We start from the raw sequence: 15,794 nt of genomic DNA, 5'->3' as shown, positions 1-15,794 counted from the left end.
TTACGTATTTCTTGGAGTAAATCACCATGTCTGAAGGCTGGAATATTGCCATTCTGGGCGCAACGGGCGCCGTAGGCGAAGCCCTGCTCGATACGCTGGCTGAACGCCAGTTCCCGGTCGGTGAAATTTATGCGCTGGCGCGTAATGAAAGCGCCGGTGAGCATCTGCGTTTTAACGGTAAATCGGTCATAGTGCAGGACGTTTCAGACTTTGACTGGACGCAGGCACAGTTGGCATTTTTTGTTGCGGGCGCTGAAGCCACCGCCGCATGGGTAGAAGAAGCCACTAATGCGGGTTGTCTGGTGATTGACAGCAGCGGTCTGTTCGCGCTCGAGCCTGACGTTCCGCTGGTGGTTCCGGACGTTAACCCGTTCGTGCTGGCGGATTACCGTAACCGCAATGTGATTGCGGTGCCTAACAGCCTGACCAGCCAACTGCTGTCTGCGCTGAAACCGTTGATTGATGACGGTGGGCTTTCGCGTATTACGGTGACCAATATTATCTCAGCTTCCGCTCATGGCAAAAAAGCGGTGGATGCGCTGGCAGGACAGAGTGCGAAACTGCTTAATGGCATCCCGATTGACGAAGATGATTTCTTTGGCCGTCAGTTGGCATTCAACATGCTGCCGATGCTGCCCGATCGTGAAGGTAGCGTGCGTGAAGAACGTCGTATCGTTGATGAAGTGCGCAAAATTATGCAGGATGACGGCCTGCTCATCTCTGCCAGCATCGTGCAGTCCCCGGTATTTTATGGCCACGCGCAGATGGTGAATTTTGAGGCCCTGCGTCCGTTGGCGGCGGAAGAAGCGCGCGATGCGTTTTCACGCGGTGAAGACGTGGTGTTGTCGGAAGAGACCGATTTCCCGACCCAGGTTGGCGATGCATCGGGCACGCCGCACCTTTCTATTGGCTGCGTGCATAATGATTACGGTATGCCAGAGCAAGTTCAGTTCTGGTCTGTGGCGGACAACGTTCGCTTTGGCGGCGCGTTAATGGCGGTGAAAATTGCGGAAAAACTGGTGCAGGAGTACCTGTACTAATGTCTGACCAGCAACAGCCGTCAACCCATAAAATTGCGCTGGGCATTGAGTATGACGGCAGCAAATATTATGGCTGGCAGCGCCAGAACGAAGTGCGTAGCGTTCAGGAAAAACTGGAAAAAGCGCTCTCTCAGGTGGCGAATGAGCGCATCAATGTTTTTTGTGCAGGACGTACGGATGCGGGCGTTCATGGCACTGGGCAGGTCGTGCATTTCGAAACCACTGCCCAGCGTAAAGATGCGGCCTGGACACTGGGGGTAAATGCGAATTTACCTGGTGACATCGCCGTGCGCTGGGTTAAAGCTGTACCCGATGATTTTCATGCCCGATTTAGCGCCACGGCTCGCCGTTATCGCTACATCATCTACAATCATCGGTTGCGCCCTGCGGTTTTGGGTAAAGGGGTAACCCATTACTATGAACCGCTGGACGCTGAGCGTATGCATCGTGCGGCCCAGTGTCTGATTGGCGAAAATGATTTTACCTCGTTTCGGGCGGTGCAGTGTCAGTCGCGCACGCCGTGGCGAAACGTGATGCACATTAACGTCGAACGTTTCGGTGCATATGTGGTGGTGGATATTAAAGCGAATGCCTTTGTACATCATATGGTCAGGAATATTGTCGGCAGCCTGATGGAAGTTGGCGCCAACAACCAGCCGGAGAGCTGGATAGCAGAACTGTTAGCGGCAAAGGACAGAACGCTGGCAGCGGCAACGGCGAAAGCGGAAGGACTGTATCTGGTTGCGGTAGATTACCCAGACCGGTTCGACCTGCCAAAACCGCCTATGGGCCCGCTATTTCTGGCGGACTAATTTGAGTCGTATAAAGGCAAAACTATGGACCTGATTTACTTTCTTATCGATTTTATCCTGCACATTGATGTGCACCTGGCGGAGCTGGTTGCGGAATACGGTATCTGGGTATACGCCATTCTGTTTCTGATCCTGTTCTGTGAAACCGGGCTGGTGGTGACACCCTTCCTGCCTGGGGACTCGCTGCTGTTTGTTGCGGGGGCGCTTTCTGCGCTGCCAACCAACGATCTCAATGTTCATCTGATGGTGGCACTGATGATTGTGGCGGCGATTGTGGGCGATGCGGTGAACTACACGATTGGTCGATTGTTCGGGGAAAAACTTTTCAGTAACCCGAACTCCAAAATTTTCCGCCGCAGCTACCTGGATAAAACCCATGCGTTCTACGAGCGTCATGGCGGTAAGACGATTATCTTGGCGCGTTTCGTGCCTATCGTGCGTACATTTGCGCCGTTTGTTGCCGGTATGGGACATATGTCCTACCGTCACTTTGCGATGTATAACGTCGTCGGTGCACTGCTGTGGGTATTGTTGTTCACCTACGCAGGCTACCTGTTCGGCGATCTGCCGATCGTCCAGGAAAACCTGAAATTATTGATTGTGGCGATTATCGTCCTTTCCGTATTGCCGGGGGTGATTGAAGTAATTCGCCATAAGCGTGCTGCGTCACGGGCTGCAAAATAGAAAGTAACTCAGCGGTTCGACCACTTTTTTATCCAAAGTTTCGGGCTGTTATGTTTTAATGTGCAACATTCATGGTCTGTTAGGGGCAAAAATGGCATTATGCGCCCCTTATAACAAAGCTGACTAGGGTTCAGGCAGAAAGGTCACCAATGAGCTGGATTGAACGAATTAAAAGCAACATTACTCCCACCCGCAAGGCAAGCATTCCTGAAGGGGTGTGGACCAAGTGTGATAGCTGCGGTCAGGTTTTATACCGTGCTGAGCTGGAACGTAATCTTGAGGTCTGTCCGAAGTGTGACCATCATATGCGCATGTCGGCGCGCAATCGCCTGCATAGCCTGTTAGATGAAGGTTCTCTTGTGGAACTGGGTAGCGAGCTTGAGCCGAAAGACGTGCTGAAGTTTCGTGACTCCAAAAAATACAAAGACAGACTGGCTTCTGCGCAGAAAGAAACTGGCGAGAAAGATGCGCTGGTGGTGATGAAAGGCACACTTCACGGTATGCCGGTCGTTGCTGCGGCATTCGAGTTCGCGTTTATGGGCGGCTCCATGGGCTCTGTGGTCGGCGCGCGTTTTGTCCGTGCCGTTGAGCAGGCGCTGGAAGACAACTGTCCGCTGATCTGCTTCTCTGCTTCTGGCGGGGCGCGTATGCAGGAAGCGTTGATGTCTTTGATGCAGATGGCGAAAACCTCTGCTGCGCTGGCGAAAATGCAGGAACGCGGTTTACCGTATATTTCTGTACTGACCGACCCAACAATGGGTGGTGTTTCCGCAAGCTTCGCGATGCTGGGCGATCTCAACATTGCAGAACCGAAAGCATTGATCGGCTTCGCTGGTCCGCGTGTTATCGAGCAAACCGTACGTGAGAAACTGCCGCCGGGATTCCAGCGCAGCGAGTTCCTGATTGAAAAAGGCGCTATCGATATGATCGTTCGCCGTCCGGAAATGCGTCTGAAACTGGCAAGCATCCTGGCGAAGCTGATGAATCTTCCTGCGCCGAATCCGGATGAGCCGCGTGAAGGCGAAGTGGTACCTCCGGTTCCCGATCAGGAACCAGAGGCCTGATAGTTTACGCTATGGGTTTCGGGTTGCAGGCAGGCGAGAAGAGCGTTGATCCCGATGAGCTTACACCGGTAAGTGATTCGGGAGAGCGAGTACAGCCAACGCATCTGCAACGTGGAAAACAACGTGTAAAAAAGGGCAGGCCGGTTGGCGCTGCCCTTTTGCTTTTCTCAACGTAAAGAATCTACAGGCATCATGGACAATAAACGTATCCCTCAAGCCGCGTCGCCCCTGGCGTCGTGGCTTTCTTATCTGGAAAACCTGCACAGTAAAACCATCGATCTGGGCCTTGAACGCGTCAGTCAGGTGGCGCGTAAACTGGGTGTGTTGAAACCTGCGCCATTTGTTTTTACGGTGGCAGGAACCAATGGGAAAGGCACAACCTGTCGTACGCTGGAATCTGTGCTGACTGCGGCAGGCTATAAAGTTGGGGTGTACAGTTCGCCTCATCTGGTGCGCTACACGGAACGCGTACGCGTGCAGGGGCGTGAACTGCCGGAATCAGCCCATACCGCCTCGTTTGCTGAGATTGAAGACGCACGGGGTGACATTTCCCTGACCTACTTTGAATACGGTACGTTATCGGCACTCTGGCTGTTTAAACAGGCCCAGCTGGATGTCGTTATTCTGGAAGTGGGGTTAGGCGGCCGCCTTGACGCCACCAATATCGTCGATGCCGATGTCGCAGTAGTCACCAGTATTGCGCTTGACCATACTGACTGGCTGGGCCCGGATCGCGAAAGTATTGGTCGTGAGAAGGCGGGAATTTTCCGCGCAGAGAAACCGGCCATCGTCGGCGAACCGGAAATGCCTTACACCATCGCGGATGTCGCTCAGGAGTGCGGGGCGGTTTTGCAACGTTGCGGTGTGGACTGGCGCTATGCGGTCACGGAGAACGACTGGTCGTTTACTGATGCTCATGGAACGCTGGCGCACCTGCCGTTGCCGCAGGTGCCACAACCTAATGCTGCAACCGCACTGGCCGCACTGCGCGCAAGCGGCCTTAACGTCAGCGAGCAGGCTATTCGTGACGGTATCGAACAAGCGATTTTACCGGGGCGCTTCCAGATTGTGAGCGAGTCGCCGCGGGTGATTTTTGATGTTGCCCATAACCCGCATGCGGCGGAGTATCTGACTGGACGTCTGAAAAAGTTAGTGAAAAGCGGGCGTGTACTTGCGGTTATCGGTATGCTACATGATAAAGATATTGCTGGTACGTTGGCCTGGCTGAAAAGCGTGGTTGACGACTGGTACTGTGCGCCCCTGGAAGGGCCGCGTGGAGCAACGGCAGAACAGCTGCTGGAGCACCTGGGCAAAGGCAGCGCCTATGACAGCGTGGCGCAGGCATGGACTGCGGCACTGGCTGAGGCGAAGCCAGAAGATACCGTGTTGGTGTGTGGATCGTTTCACACTGTCGCACATGTCATGGAAGTAATAGACGTGGGGAGAAGCGGTGGCGAGTAAGTTTCAGAACCGATTAGTCGGCACAATTGTGCTGGTCGCGCTCGGGGTAATTGTGCTTCCCGGGCTGCTTGACGGGCAGAAAAAGCATTATCAGGATGAATTTGCAGCGATCCCACTGGTGCCTAAACCCGGCGATCGCGATGAACCAGACATGATGCCTGCAGCAACGCAGGCGCTGCCGACTCAGCCGCCGGAAGGGGCGGCAGAAGAGGTGCGTGCGGGGGATGCTGCCGCGCCATCGTTGGATCCATCACGTTTGACGACGGCAAACAGCGCGGAGTTAGATCCTGTCCCTGCGCCTGTGGAACCACCGAAACCTAAACCGAAGCCGCAGCCTGTTACCGTCGCCCCGACGCCAACACCGGCACCGACTCCAGCGCCGAAACCGGCCGCTGAGGAAGCGCCAGCGCCAACCGGCAAAGCGTACGTTGTACAACTCGGTGCATTGAAAAACGCGGATAAGGTCAATGAGATCGTGGGTAAACTTCGTGGCGCGGGCTTCCGGGTATATACTTCCCCGTCAACGCCGGTGCAGGGTAAAATAACCCGCATTCTCGTAGGGCCTGACGCCTCCAAAGATAAGCTGAAGAACTCGCTGGGCGAGCTGCAGAAGATCTCTGGTTTGAGCGGGGTGGTGATGGGGTATACCCCTAACTAAGGGATTGCGTTACGTTGCTCTGATGTAGGCCGGATAAGGTGTTTACACCGCCATCCGGCAGTGCCCGAAGAGGCATAAAATCGTATGGCGTTGAAGATTTTTTCAGCGCCATTTTTATTTACGCGTGGAAAGGAAATCCCTACGCAAACGTTTTCTTTTTCTGTTAGAATGCGCCCCGAACAGGACGACAGGGCGTAAAATCGTGGGACACATATGGTCTGGATTGATTACGCCATTATCGCGGTGATTGGTTTTTCCTGTCTGGTTAGCCTGATCCGTGGCTTTGTTCGTGAAGCATTATCGTTGGTGACTTGGGGTTGTGCTTTCTTTGTCGCCAGCCATTACTACACTTACCTGTCTGTCTGGTTTACGGGCTTTGAAGACGAACTGGTTCGAAATGGGATTGCTATCGCGATACTGTTCATCGCGACACTTATCGTCGGCGCTATCGTTAACTTTGTGATAGGCCAACTGGTAGAGAAAACAGGACTGTCGGGTACCGACAGAGTGTTGGGGATTTGCTTCGGTGCTTTGCGTGGAGCGTTGATCGTCGCCGCCATACTGTTCTTTCTCGATACCTTTACCGGTCTGTCGAAAAGTGAAGACTGGGGTAAGTCACAGCTGATCCCGCAGTTCAGTTTCATCATCAGATGGTTCTTTGACTATCTGCAAAGCTCGTCAAGTTTCTTGCCCAAAGTATAAACTTTGGGTCGTTGCTGAACGAGGAAAAGACGTATGTGCGGTATTGTCGGTATCGCCGGTGTTATGCCGGTAAACCAGTCGATTTATGACGCGTTAACGGTGCTCCAGCATCGTGGTCAGGATGCTGCGGGCATCATCACCATTGATGCCAACAACTGCTTCCGCTTGCGTAAAGCAAACGGAATGGTGAGCGATATTTTTGAAGCGCGCCATATGCAGCGTTTGCAGGGCAATATGGGCATCGGTCATGTGCGTTACCCAACGGCTGGCAGCTCCAGCGCCTCCGAAGCTCAACCTTTTTACGTCAACTCACCGTATGGCATTACGCTTGCCCACAATGGCAACCTGACCAACGCGCATGAGTTGCGTAAAAAGCTGTTTGAAGAAAAGCGCCGCCACATCAATACCACTTCAGATTCTGAAATTCTGCTGAATATTTTCGCCAGTGAGCTGGATAACTTCCGCCATTACCCGCTGGAAGCCGATAATATTTTTGCTGCCATTGCGGCAACCAACCGCCAGATTCGCGGCGCCTATGCCTGCGTGGCGATGATTATCGGTCACGGTATGGTTGCCTTCCGCGACCCTAACGGTATCCGTCCGCTGGTGATGGGCAAACGCGATATTGGCGATGGCCGTACCGAGTACATGGTGGCGTCTGAGAGCGTAGCGCTGGATACGCTGGGCTTTGAATTCCTGCGCGACGTAGCACCTGGCGAAGCGGTGTACATCACCGAAAAAGGCCAGCTGTTTACTCGTCAGTGTGCTGATAACCCGGTGAGCAATCCGTGTCTGTTTGAATACGTTTACTTCGCTCGCCCTGACTCCTTTATCGACAAGATTTCCGTCTACAGCGCCCGTGTGAATATGGGGACTAAGCTTGGCGAAAAAATTGCCCGTGAGTGGGAAGATCTGGACATCGATGTAGTAATCCCAATCCCGGAAACCTCCTGTGATATCGCGCTGGAAATTGCCCGTATTCTCGGTAAGCCGTACCGCCAGGGGTTTGTGAAAAACCGCTATGTGGGCCGTACCTTTATCATGCCGGGCCAGCAGTTGCGTCGTAAATCTGTGCGCCGTAAGCTGAACGCTAACCGTGCGGAATTCCGTGATAAAAACGTGCTGCTGGTGGATGACTCCATCGTGCGCGGCACCACTTCAGAACAGATTATCGAGATGGCGCGTGAAGCTGGCGCGAAGAAGGTGTATCTGGCCTCTGCCGCCCCGGAAATTCGCTTCCCGAACGTTTATGGCATCGATATGCCTACGGCGACGGAGCTGATCGCTCATGGTCGTGAAGTAGACGAGATTCGCCAGATAATCGGCGCAGATGGTCTGATTTTCCAGGATTTGAACGATCTTATTGAAGCTGTCCGTGCTGAGAACCCGGATATTCAGCAGTTTGAATGTTCAGTGTTTAACGGCGTGTACGTTACTAAAGACGTCGACCAGCAATATCTCGATTTCCTCGACTCCCTGCGTAATGACGATGCCAAAGCGGTGTTGCGTCAGAACGAAGCGGAAAACCTTGAGATGCACAACGAAGGTTAATGTTTGCTCGCAAGCAAGGGCGCAACCTGCACCCTTGCTTGCAACTCACCATAAATTCCTGCAAAGTCGGCCCTGAGCAAGTAAGGGCGATTACACATGAAACGACTCATCATTGGTATTTCTGGCGCAAGCGGGGCAATTTACGGCGTGCGCTTGCTGCAGGTTTTGCGTGACGTTACCGATGTGGAAACCCATCTGGTGATGAGTGCCGCTGCCCGGCAGACACTGGCACTGGAAACGGACCTCTCTGTGCGTGATGTGCAGGCGCTGGCTAATGTGAATCACGATACCCGTGATATCGCCGCCAGTATCTCCTCCGGCTCTTTTCAGACCGCCGGAATGGTTATCCTGCCTTGTTCAATCAAAACGCTTTCTGGCATCGTCCACAGTTACACCGATGGGTTGCTTACCCGTGCGGCAGATGTAGTGTTGAAAGAACGTCGTCCGCTGGTGCTGTGTGTACGCGAAACGCCGCTGCATCTGGGTCATCTGCGATTGATGACGCAGGCGGCAGAAATTGGGGCGGTGATTATGCCACCTGTCCCGGCGTTCTATCATCGTCCACAAACCCTCGATGATGTGATTAATCAAACGGTTAATCGCGTGCTTGACCAGTTTGATATTACCCTTCCGCAAGACCTGTTCACCCGCTGGCAAGGGGCGTAAGCCGTTCCATCAGCGTGCAAAGAAACATCCGTTGCCCTGTTTCAGGGCAATTTTGTAACCGCGATCATATCCTCAACATTTAATTCGTTAAAACTCAACGAAACGCTGCGGTTCAACCTTCAGACCTGCTATCTTCAAAATCAGGACATTATTGCAACGTTTTATTAACATATTTAACGTCGAATATCCTCATCGACGCGAAAATGGCATAAGACCTGCATGAAAAAGTCTGCAAACACACAACACAACGTAAAACATAATAAAATTACGCCACTTGAGGGTTATGTATGAAGAAGACGGTTCTTGCTTTGTCTTTGCTGGTAGGACTCTCCGCCACCGCGGCCAGCTACGCAGCACTTCCGCAGACGGTTCGTATTGGTACAGATACAACGTACGCTCCTTTTTCCTCTAAAGATGCCAAAGGCGACTTTGTCGGCTTTGATATCGATCTGGGAAATGAGATGTGTAAGCGCATGCAGATCAAATGCACCTGGGTTGCCAGCGACTTTGATGCGCTGATCCCATCGCTGAAAGCGAAAAAAATTGATGCCATCATCTCCTCGCTTTCTATCACCGAAAAGCGTCAGCAAGAGATTGCGTTCTCAGACAAACTTTACGCTGCAGACTCACGTCTGATCGCCGCGAAAGGTTCCCCAATTCAACCGACTCTGGACTCCCTCAAGGGTAAACACGTTGGCGTCCTGCAAGGCTCTACTCAGGAAGCCTATGCCAATGACAACTGGCGCAGCAAAGGCGTGGACGTGGTGGCCTATGCGAACCAGGACCTCATCTATTCTGACCTGACGGCGGGCCGTCTGGACGCGGCATTACAAGATGAAGTCGCGGCCAGCGAAGGCTTCCTGAAGCAGCCTGCTGGTAAGGATTACGCTTTTGCCGGTCCGTCGGTGAAAGATAAAAAATACTTTGGTGATGGAACCGGGATTGGCTTGCGCAAAGATGATACAGAGCTGAAAGCCGCTTTCGACAAAGCGCTGGGTGAACTGCGTAAAGACGGCACCTACGACAAAATGGCGAGCAAATATTTTAATTTTAATGTCTACGGTGATTAATACAGCGGCGTGGGGAATTGACTGCACCATTGCGGGTAACCATTACGGTGCATAATAAATTCAGTGCACTGTTTTGGTGCTTTTATCGCTGACTTAGTAAGCATGAGTGCATACTTAAGCGCTTTTCATGCAAATAAATACCGCCGACAGGGTAGAATGCTTTGCCTTGTCGGCCTGATTAATGGCACGATAACTGCACCTGGTCCTGTAAAGATCCCCTATAAAAGACAGTCTGTTGAGGATAGTTATGAAAAAACTGGTGTTGTCTCTTTCTCTGGTTCTGGCTTTCTCCAGTGCTACCGCAGCATTTGCAGCCATTCCGCAAAAAATTCGTATCGGTACCGATCCTACTTATGCGCCGTTTGAATCGAAAAATGCACAGGGTGAATTAGTCGGTTTTGATATCGATCTGGCTAAAGAGCTGTGCAAACGTATCAATACGCAATGTACCTTCGTGGAAAACCCACTGGACGCGCTGATCCCTTCGCTAAAAGCGAAGAAAATCGATGCCATCATGTCCTCGCTTTCCATTACTGAAAAACGTCAGCAGGAAATCGCATTTACCGACAAGCTTTATGCAGCCGATTCGCGTCTGGTTGTCGCTAAAGATTCTGCTATTCAGCCGACCATTGAGTCGCTGAAAGGTAAACGTGTTGGTGTGCTGCAGGGCACTACCCAGGAAACGTTCGGCAACGAACACTGGGCGCCAAAAGGTATTGAGATTGTCTCTTATCAGGGGCAGGACAATATCTATTCTGACCTGACTGCCGGGCGTATTGACGCCGCGTTCCAGGATGAAGTCGCGGCTAGCGAAGGCTTCCTGAAACAACCAGTCGGTAAAGATTACAAATTCGGCGGCCCGTCTGTGAAAGACGAGAAGTTGTTCGGCGTGGGTACCGGTATGGGACTGCGCAAAGACGATAACGAGCTGCGCGAAGCGCTGAACAAAGCCTTTGCCGAAATGCGAGCTGACGGTACTTACGAGAAGCTGGCGAAAAAGTACTTCGATTTTGATGTTTACGGCGGTTAATTACCGCAGGTGCTGATAAAGCCCGTAGATTTTTGACGCGTTGAATTTATGCCCGATGGCACCGCGCTTATCAGGCCTACGGTGATTTTGTAGGCCAGATAAGGCAAAGCCGCCATCCGGCATTTAACGGTTAGTCTGAAATCAAAAGAGGCTTACTACTCCACCACACACGACAGGACAGGCAGCATGTTGTATGGCTTTTCAGGTGTTATTTTACAGGGCGCAATTGTTACGCTGGAGCTGGCACTCAGCTCGGTGGTACTGGCGGTTCTGATAGGTCTTGTCGGCGCAGCAGCAAAGCTGTCGCAAAGCCGGGCAATGGGGCTTATTTTCGAAGGGTACACAACGCTAATCCGCGGCGTGCCCGATCTGGTCTTAATGCTGCTCATCTTCTACGGATTACAAATCGCGCTGAATACCGTTACCGATGCCATCGGTATCGGCCAGATTGATATCGATCCGATGGTCGCGGGTATCATTACGCTCGGGTTTATCTACGGTGCCTATTTTACCGAAACATTCCGCGGTGCATTTATGGCTGTACCAAAAGGCCATATTGAAGCCGCGACGGCGTTTGGCTTTACCAGCTCACAAATATTTCGTCGCATTATGTTCCCGGCGATGATGCGATATGCCTTACCGGGAATCGGTAATAACTGGCAGGTTATTCTTAAGGCTACGGCGCTGGTATCGTTGCTTGGACTTGAAGACGTGGTGAAAGCGACTCAGCTTGCCGGGAAGAGTACCTGGGAGCCGTTCTATTTTGCCGTCGTGTGCGGGGTCATCTATCTGGTGTTTACCACTGTTTCTAATGGTGTGCTGCTGTACCTTGAGCGCCGCTATTCCGTGGGTGTGAAGAGGGCTGACCTGTGATCGAGATTATTCAGGAGTACTGGAAGTCCCTGCTGTGGACCGACGGATATCGCTACACCGGCGTTGCTATCACACTGTGGCTTTTGATTTCATCAGTAGTGATGGGCGGAATACTGGCGCTGTTTTTGGCGATTGGCCGCGTTTCCAGTAATAAATTTATCCAGTTTCCCATCTGGCTGTTCACCTATATTTTTCGTGGGACGCCGCTGTACGTTCAGCTACTGGTGTTTTATTCCGGGATGTATACGCTGGAGATAGTTAAAGGCACGGACTTCCTCAACGCGTTTTTCCGCAGCGGGCTGAATTGCACCGTGCTGGCGCTGACGCTGAATACCTGCGCCTATACCACGGAGATTTTCGCCGGGGCTATCCGTTCCGTGCCTCACGGTGAGATTGAGGCTGCGCGCGCATATGGGTTCTCGTCGTTTAAACTGTATCGTTGCATTATTTTGCCTTCCGCGCTGCGTATTGCGCTGCCGGCTTACAGCAATGAAGTCATTTTAATGCTGCACTCCACGGCGCTGGCATTTACTGCAACGGTGCCTGATTTGTTGAAAATCGCTCGCGATATCAACTCGGCAACGTATCAGCCGTTTACCGCATTCGGTATTGCCGCTGTGCTGTATTTGATTATTTCGTATGTCCTGATCAGTCTGTTCCGTAAAGCGGAAAAACGCTGGTTGCAGCATGTATCCTCTAAATGATTCGAGTAACACGATGTCTGAAAATAAATTAAACGTTATCGATTTACATAAGCACTACGGCGAACATGAAGTGCTAAAAGGGGTATCGCTGCAGGCCAACGCGGGTGATGTTATCAGCATTATTGGCTCGTCAGGTTCCGGTAAAAGTACCTTCCTGCGCTGCATTAACTTTCTCGAGAAACCGAGTGCCGGGTCGATTGTCGTCAGTGGTCAGAACATTGGTCTGGTGCGCGACAAAGACGGCCAGTTGAAGGTTGCGGACAAAAATCAGCTACGCCTGCTGCGTACGCGTCTGACGATGGTTTTTCAGCACTTTAATCTGTGGAGCCACATGACGGTGCTGGAAAACGTCATGGAAGCGCCGATTCAGGTGTTGGGGCTGAGCAAGCAGGAAGCTCGCGACCGTGCGGTGAAGTATCTGGCTAAAGTGGGCATTGATGAGCGCGCACAGGGCAAATATCCGGTGCACCTGTCCGGTGGTCAGCAGCAGCGTGTTTCCATTGCCCGTGCGCTGGCGATGGAACCGAAAGTGTTATTGTTTGATGAACCTACGTCGGCGCTTGATCCTGAGTTGGTGGGTGAAGTGCTGCGCATTATGCAACAGCTGGCTGAAGAGGGGAAAACCATGGTGGTGGTGACCCACGAAATGGGGTTTGCCCGTCATGTTTCCACGCACGTGATATTCCTGCATCAGGGGAAAATTGAGGAAGAGGGTGACCCGGAACAGGTATTCGGTAATCCGCAAAGCCCGCGTTTGCAGCAGTTCCTCAAAGGTTCGTTGAAGTAAATCACCTGCCCGGAGGCGCTACGCTTTCCGGGCTTACAATTTTAGCGCGTCGCACTCCAGCCGAAACACCCAGTCGTCGTAGGCGATGTCGTCAATCTCATACGCCTTTTCCAGTACCTGCGTACGTACAAAGCCTGTCTTTTCCAGAATACGGATTGAACCTTTATTATCCGCCAGCGCGTATGCGTTTATCGCCGTCACACCTGCATGCTCGAAGGCATACTGGCACACCGCGCGGACGGCTTCGCTGGCAATACCTTTCCCCTGAGCCTGTGGCATGATGGCGTAGCCGAGGTCGGCTTCATGCGGGTAAAGATGGCTGATTTGCAGACCAATATCGCCGAGTGGCGTTGGGCTGTTATGCTCGCGGATGACGAAAGTGTGCTGTGCGGCCAGACGTCTGGCGAATAACAGCCGGGTATCTTTCGCCGGGGCGATGTTGCCCATATAGTGCATGACTTCAGGACATTCACGGAGTTTCTGGAAAAATGACCAGTCAGAAAATTGAAACAAAGAGAGGGTAAGTCGGGGAGTCGATATTATCGCCATAACGTCGCCATTGCGGAAATCTGGTCTATAACCTTACCACCACAACGGCGACTGTGAATAGCGCTTAGGGGTTATCGGATGACATCCGCCAGCGCTTCCTCTAAATCGTACCAGCGAAACGTAAAACCGGAAGCTTCCAGGCGTTTGGGCAATGCGCGTTGTCCACCAAGGACCAGTACTGACGATTCCCCCATCAGCAGTCGCATAGCGGTGGCGGGAACGCGCAGAATGGCAGGGCGGTTCAGAGCGTGACCCAGCGCGTGGGCAAACTGCTCATTGTGCACCGGGTATGGCGAAACCATATTGAAGGGACCGCGTAGATCGTTATTCAACAGCCAGATAATTCCGTTGACCATATCATCAACATGGATCCAGGCCATATACTGGCGTCCGTTACCGATCGGGCCGCCTAAGCCAAGACGAAACGGCGGGACCATTTTTGCCAGAATGCCGCCTGCTGAGGCCAGTACCACGCCGGTACGCAGCATACATACGCGGGTTTTGTCGCTTTGCGCAGTGCTGGCAATTTGCTCCCAGCGGGCGCACAGCTTGTGGGTAAATTCGTTATGCGGTGGCTCTTCTTCCGTAACCACAACTTCGCCCAAATCGCCGTAGTAACCGGTAGCGGAACCGGAGATTAACACTGAGGGCGGCGTCTCGCTGGCATTGATTAAATCGACCAGTTTCTGCGTAATGCCCCAACGGCTCTGGCACAGGCGTTCCTTTTGCTGTGCGCTCCAGCGCTTATCTGCAATAGGTTCTCCGGCAAGGTTAATCACGGCATCAATGTCATTGAGATGTTGCCGCTCTTCCAGTCCTTTCCATAACGCGACCCGAGAGTCGAGAATCTGACGCGCCTTATCAGGGGTACGTGTCACTACGATTATCTGATGCCCCAGTTCCAGCAGGCAGGGGATCAGATGACGTCCAATCAGGCCAGTACCGCCGGTAATCAGAATCTGCATGTCGCCTCCCGGGTTACGTTTTAGCGCTGCCAGCTCAGCGTCATTGATACTGAATCGGCATAACGCAATGCGTGAAGTTTATCTATCTCCACTTCAGCATAAGTGACCCAGTGATGTTCGCGTGCGATATCGAGCACATCTTGAGTTAATTTTTCTAACAATGAGAAGCGGTTACCCTCCACGTGGGCAATGATGCTTTTGGTGATAGTGCGATAATTCAGCGCGTCGTTGATATCTTCGCTGGTACGGGCTTTGTCTGCCGGATAGTGAATGGCAATGTTGATGACGATATCCTGGCGATTAAGGATCTCCTCTTCTTTGATGCCGATAAAGGTGCGCAGACGAAGGTTTTTTATACGAATAATGGCGTCAGGTTGTGACATTGCAGGTTTCCTCCATGTATGAACCTCTGCATGATACACGAGAACCGAATTGCGTCACCGCTTCTCACTCTGTGCTTGCTGCATGGCGCGTTCCGTGGCGGGACGCGTACGGATGCGTTCGTGCCAGTTATTGACTGCCGGATAGTTGTCGAGATCGATGCGCTGACGCTGATGGGCGTGGATCCACGGCCAGCAGGCAATGTCAGCAATGCTGTAGTGATCGCCTCCCAGCCAGGGTGACGTTTCCAGACGTTTATTCATCACGTTGTACAGGCGCTGGGTTTCAACCTGGTATCTTTCAATAGCGTAAGGGATCGTTTGCGGAGCGTAATGACTGAAATGATGATTCTGCCCCAGCATAGGACCCAGACCGCTGACCTGCCAGAACAACCACTGGAGCGTGGTGTGGCGTTCGCGTAATTCACCGCTGAGCAGCTTACCGCTCTTCTCCGCCAGATAGAGTAAAATTTCTCCGGACTCAAACAGGCTGATGGGCCTTCCGCCGTCCACCGGGGCATGATCGATAATGGCCGGGATTTTATTGTTCGGCGAGATCTGCAGAAAATCGGGGCGAAACTGGCTACCTTTGCTGATATCGACATGAATCAGACGGTATTGCAGCTGTGCCTCTTCAAGAAACAGCGTGATTTTGTGACCGTTTGGCGATGGCGTGTAATAGAGATCGATCATTTTCAGCATCCGTTTTGTCATGAACCGGGTCATTACAAGTATAGAGCCTGTTGGCGTGCGTGAGTTTTCATCAAGTGACAGCGAGAGAAAGACTCTATATTTTGA

At 52.3% G+C, this 15,794-nt stretch carries 18 protein-coding genes; 14 read left to right on the top strand and 4 right to left on the bottom strand.

Annotated elements, in window-relative coordinates:
* Positions 1–26 precede the first annotated feature (26 nt).
* The 14 genes from OGY72_RS11365 to hisP all read left to right on the top strand — a co-directional run bounded on the left by OGY72_RS11365 (position 27) and on the right by hisP (position 13,102).
* On the top strand, positions 27–1,040 hold the full coding sequence (locus OGY72_RS11365) for an aspartate-semialdehyde dehydrogenase (protein ID WP_003834801.1): 1,014 nt from the start codon (positions 27–29) through the stop codon (positions 1,038–1,040).
* Positions 1,040–1,852, top strand: coding sequence for a tRNA pseudouridine(38-40) synthase TruA (gene truA, locus OGY72_RS11360; protein ID WP_003028142.1), 813 nt, complete (start codon positions 1,040–1,042; stop codon positions 1,850–1,852). Before OGY72_RS11365 ends, truA begins: the two co-directional genes overlap by 1 nt.
* A gap of 24 nt (positions 1,853–1,876) precedes the next feature.
* Positions 1,877–2,536, top strand: coding sequence for a DedA family protein (locus tag OGY72_RS11355; RefSeq protein WP_003028140.1), 660 nt, complete (start codon positions 1,877–1,879; stop codon positions 2,534–2,536).
* A gap of 149 nt (positions 2,537–2,685) precedes the next feature.
* Positions 2,686–3,600 (top strand): acetyl-CoA carboxylase, carboxyltransferase subunit beta, encoded by a 915-nt coding sequence (gene accD / locus OGY72_RS11350; RefSeq protein ID WP_003834797.1) that lies wholly within the window; start codon positions 2,686–2,688, stop codon positions 3,598–3,600.
* A gap of 192 nt (positions 3,601–3,792) precedes the next feature.
* On the top strand, positions 3,793–5,061 hold the full coding sequence (gene folC / locus OGY72_RS11345; protein ID WP_063940566.1) for a bifunctional tetrahydrofolate synthase/dihydrofolate synthase: 1,269 nt from the start codon (positions 3,793–3,795) through the stop codon (positions 5,059–5,061).
* Positions 5,051–5,719 carry a cell division protein DedD gene (gene dedD / locus OGY72_RS11340; RefSeq protein ID WP_125112636.1) on the top strand — a complete coding sequence of 223 codons (669 nt, stop codon included), beginning with the start codon at positions 5,051–5,053 and terminating at the stop codon, positions 5,717–5,719. Before folC ends, dedD begins: the two co-directional genes overlap by 11 nt.
* Before the next feature lie 213 nt (positions 5,720–5,932).
* Positions 5,933–6,421: a colicin V production protein gene (gene cvpA / locus OGY72_RS11335; protein ID WP_003028129.1), complete on the top strand. Its 489-nt coding sequence runs from the start codon at positions 5,933–5,935 to the stop codon at positions 6,419–6,421.
* A gap of 33 nt (positions 6,422–6,454) precedes the next feature.
* Positions 6,455–7,972: an amidophosphoribosyltransferase gene (gene purF, locus OGY72_RS11330; RefSeq protein WP_003028127.1), complete on the top strand. Its 1,518-nt coding sequence runs from the start codon at positions 6,455–6,457 to the stop codon at positions 7,970–7,972.
* A 96-nt stretch (positions 7,973–8,068) separates the two neighbouring features.
* Positions 8,069–8,638 carry a UbiX family flavin prenyltransferase gene (locus OGY72_RS11325; protein ID WP_003028125.1) on the top strand — a complete coding sequence of 190 codons (570 nt, stop codon included), beginning with the start codon at positions 8,069–8,071 and terminating at the stop codon, positions 8,636–8,638.
* Positions 8,639–8,925: 287 nt separating this feature from the next.
* Positions 8,926–9,708 carry a lysine/arginine/ornithine ABC transporter substrate-binding protein ArgT gene (argT, locus tag OGY72_RS11320; RefSeq protein ID WP_003834788.1) on the top strand — a complete coding sequence of 261 codons (783 nt, stop codon included), beginning with the start codon at positions 8,926–8,928 and terminating at the stop codon, positions 9,706–9,708.
* A 247-nt stretch (positions 9,709–9,955) separates the two neighbouring features.
* On the top strand, positions 9,956–10,738 hold the full coding sequence (gene hisJ, locus OGY72_RS11315) for a histidine ABC transporter substrate-binding protein HisJ (protein ID WP_003028120.1): 783 nt from the start codon (positions 9,956–9,958) through the stop codon (positions 10,736–10,738).
* Positions 10,739–10,924: 186 nt separating this feature from the next.
* Positions 10,925–11,611: a histidine ABC transporter permease HisQ gene (locus OGY72_RS11310; protein ID WP_126317640.1), complete on the top strand. Its 687-nt coding sequence runs from the start codon at positions 10,925–10,927 to the stop codon at positions 11,609–11,611.
* Positions 11,608–12,315: a histidine ABC transporter permease HisM gene (hisM, locus tag OGY72_RS11305; RefSeq protein WP_003028116.1), complete on the top strand. Its 708-nt coding sequence runs from the start codon at positions 11,608–11,610 to the stop codon at positions 12,313–12,315. Before OGY72_RS11310 ends, hisM begins: the two co-directional genes overlap by 4 nt.
* Positions 12,316–12,328: 13 nt before the next feature.
* Positions 12,329–13,102: a histidine ABC transporter ATP-binding protein HisP gene (hisP, locus tag OGY72_RS11300; RefSeq protein WP_286547773.1), complete on the top strand. Its 774-nt coding sequence runs from the start codon at positions 12,329–12,331 to the stop codon at positions 13,100–13,102.
* Positions 13,103–13,135: 33 nt separating this feature from the next.
* Here hisP and OGY72_RS11295 read toward each other — a convergent pair whose 3' ends face one another.
* From OGY72_RS11295 to yfcG, 4 genes are all read right to left on the bottom strand, one after another.
* Positions 13,136–13,651 (bottom strand): GNAT family N-acetyltransferase, encoded by a 516-nt coding sequence (locus OGY72_RS11295; protein ID WP_286547772.1) that lies wholly within the window; start codon positions 13,649–13,651, stop codon positions 13,136–13,138.
* A 71-nt stretch (positions 13,652–13,722) separates the two neighbouring features.
* On the bottom strand, positions 13,723–14,616 hold the full coding sequence (locus OGY72_RS11290) for a TIGR01777 family oxidoreductase (protein WP_191236130.1): 894 nt from the start codon (positions 14,614–14,616) through the stop codon (positions 13,723–13,725).
* 20 nt (positions 14,617–14,636) lie between these two features.
* Positions 14,637–14,999, bottom strand: coding sequence for a dihydroneopterin triphosphate 2'-epimerase (gene folX, locus OGY72_RS11285; protein WP_003028107.1), 363 nt, complete (start codon positions 14,997–14,999; stop codon positions 14,637–14,639).
* A gap of 54 nt (positions 15,000–15,053) precedes the next feature.
* Entirely contained in the window at positions 15,054–15,689 is a 636-nt protein-coding gene (gene yfcG, locus OGY72_RS11280) for a GSH-dependent disulfide bond oxidoreductase (RefSeq protein WP_003834779.1), read from the bottom strand.
* Positions 15,690–15,794 lie beyond the last annotated feature (105 nt).

The organism is Citrobacter sp. Cpo221 (assembly GCF_030332345.1).
Classification (GTDB): Bacteria; Pseudomonadota; Gammaproteobacteria; order Enterobacterales; family Enterobacteriaceae; genus Citrobacter; species Citrobacter portucalensis.
Note: the sequence above shows the minus strand (reverse complement) of the source record. Positions and strands in the feature narration are given on the sequence as shown.

Coding starts and splice junctions, on each gene's coding strand:
- OGY72_RS11365 (WP_003834801.1), top strand. CDS start 27: ATGTCTGAAGGCTGGAATATTGCCATTCTGGGCGCAACGGGCGCCGTA.
- truA (WP_003028142.1), top strand. CDS start 1,040: ATGTCTGACCAGCAACAGCCGTCAACCCATAAAATTGCGCTGGGCATT.
- OGY72_RS11355 (WP_003028140.1), top strand. CDS start 1,877: ATGGACCTGATTTACTTTCTTATCGATTTTATCCTGCACATTGATGTG.
- accD (WP_003834797.1), top strand. CDS start 2,686: ATGAGCTGGATTGAACGAATTAAAAGCAACATTACTCCCACCCGCAAG.
- folC (WP_063940566.1), top strand. CDS start 3,793: ATGGACAATAAACGTATCCCTCAAGCCGCGTCGCCCCTGGCGTCGTGG.
- cvpA (WP_003028129.1), top strand. CDS start 5,933: ATGGTCTGGATTGATTACGCCATTATCGCGGTGATTGGTTTTTCCTGT.
- purF (WP_003028127.1), top strand. CDS start 6,455: ATGTGCGGTATTGTCGGTATCGCCGGTGTTATGCCGGTAAACCAGTCG.
- OGY72_RS11325 (WP_003028125.1), top strand. CDS start 8,069: ATGAAACGACTCATCATTGGTATTTCTGGCGCAAGCGGGGCAATTTAC.
- argT (WP_003834788.1), top strand. CDS start 8,926: ATGAAGAAGACGGTTCTTGCTTTGTCTTTGCTGGTAGGACTCTCCGCC.
- hisJ (WP_003028120.1), top strand. CDS start 9,956: ATGAAAAAACTGGTGTTGTCTCTTTCTCTGGTTCTGGCTTTCTCCAGT.
- OGY72_RS11310 (WP_126317640.1), top strand. CDS start 10,925: ATGTTGTATGGCTTTTCAGGTGTTATTTTACAGGGCGCAATTGTTACG.
- hisP (WP_286547773.1), top strand. CDS start 12,329: ATGTCTGAAAATAAATTAAACGTTATCGATTTACATAAGCACTACGGC.
- OGY72_RS11295 (WP_286547772.1), bottom strand. CDS start 13,651: ATGGCGATAATATCGACTCCCCGACTTACCCTCTCTTTGTTTCAATTT.
- OGY72_RS11290 (WP_191236130.1), bottom strand. CDS start 14,616: ATGCAGATTCTGATTACCGGCGGTACTGGCCTGATTGGACGTCATCTG.
- folX (WP_003028107.1), bottom strand. CDS start 14,999: ATGTCACAACCTGACGCCATTATTCGTATAAAAAACCTTCGTCTGCGC.
- yfcG (WP_003834779.1), bottom strand. CDS start 15,689: ATGATCGATCTCTATTACACGCCATCGCCAAACGGTCACAAAATCACG.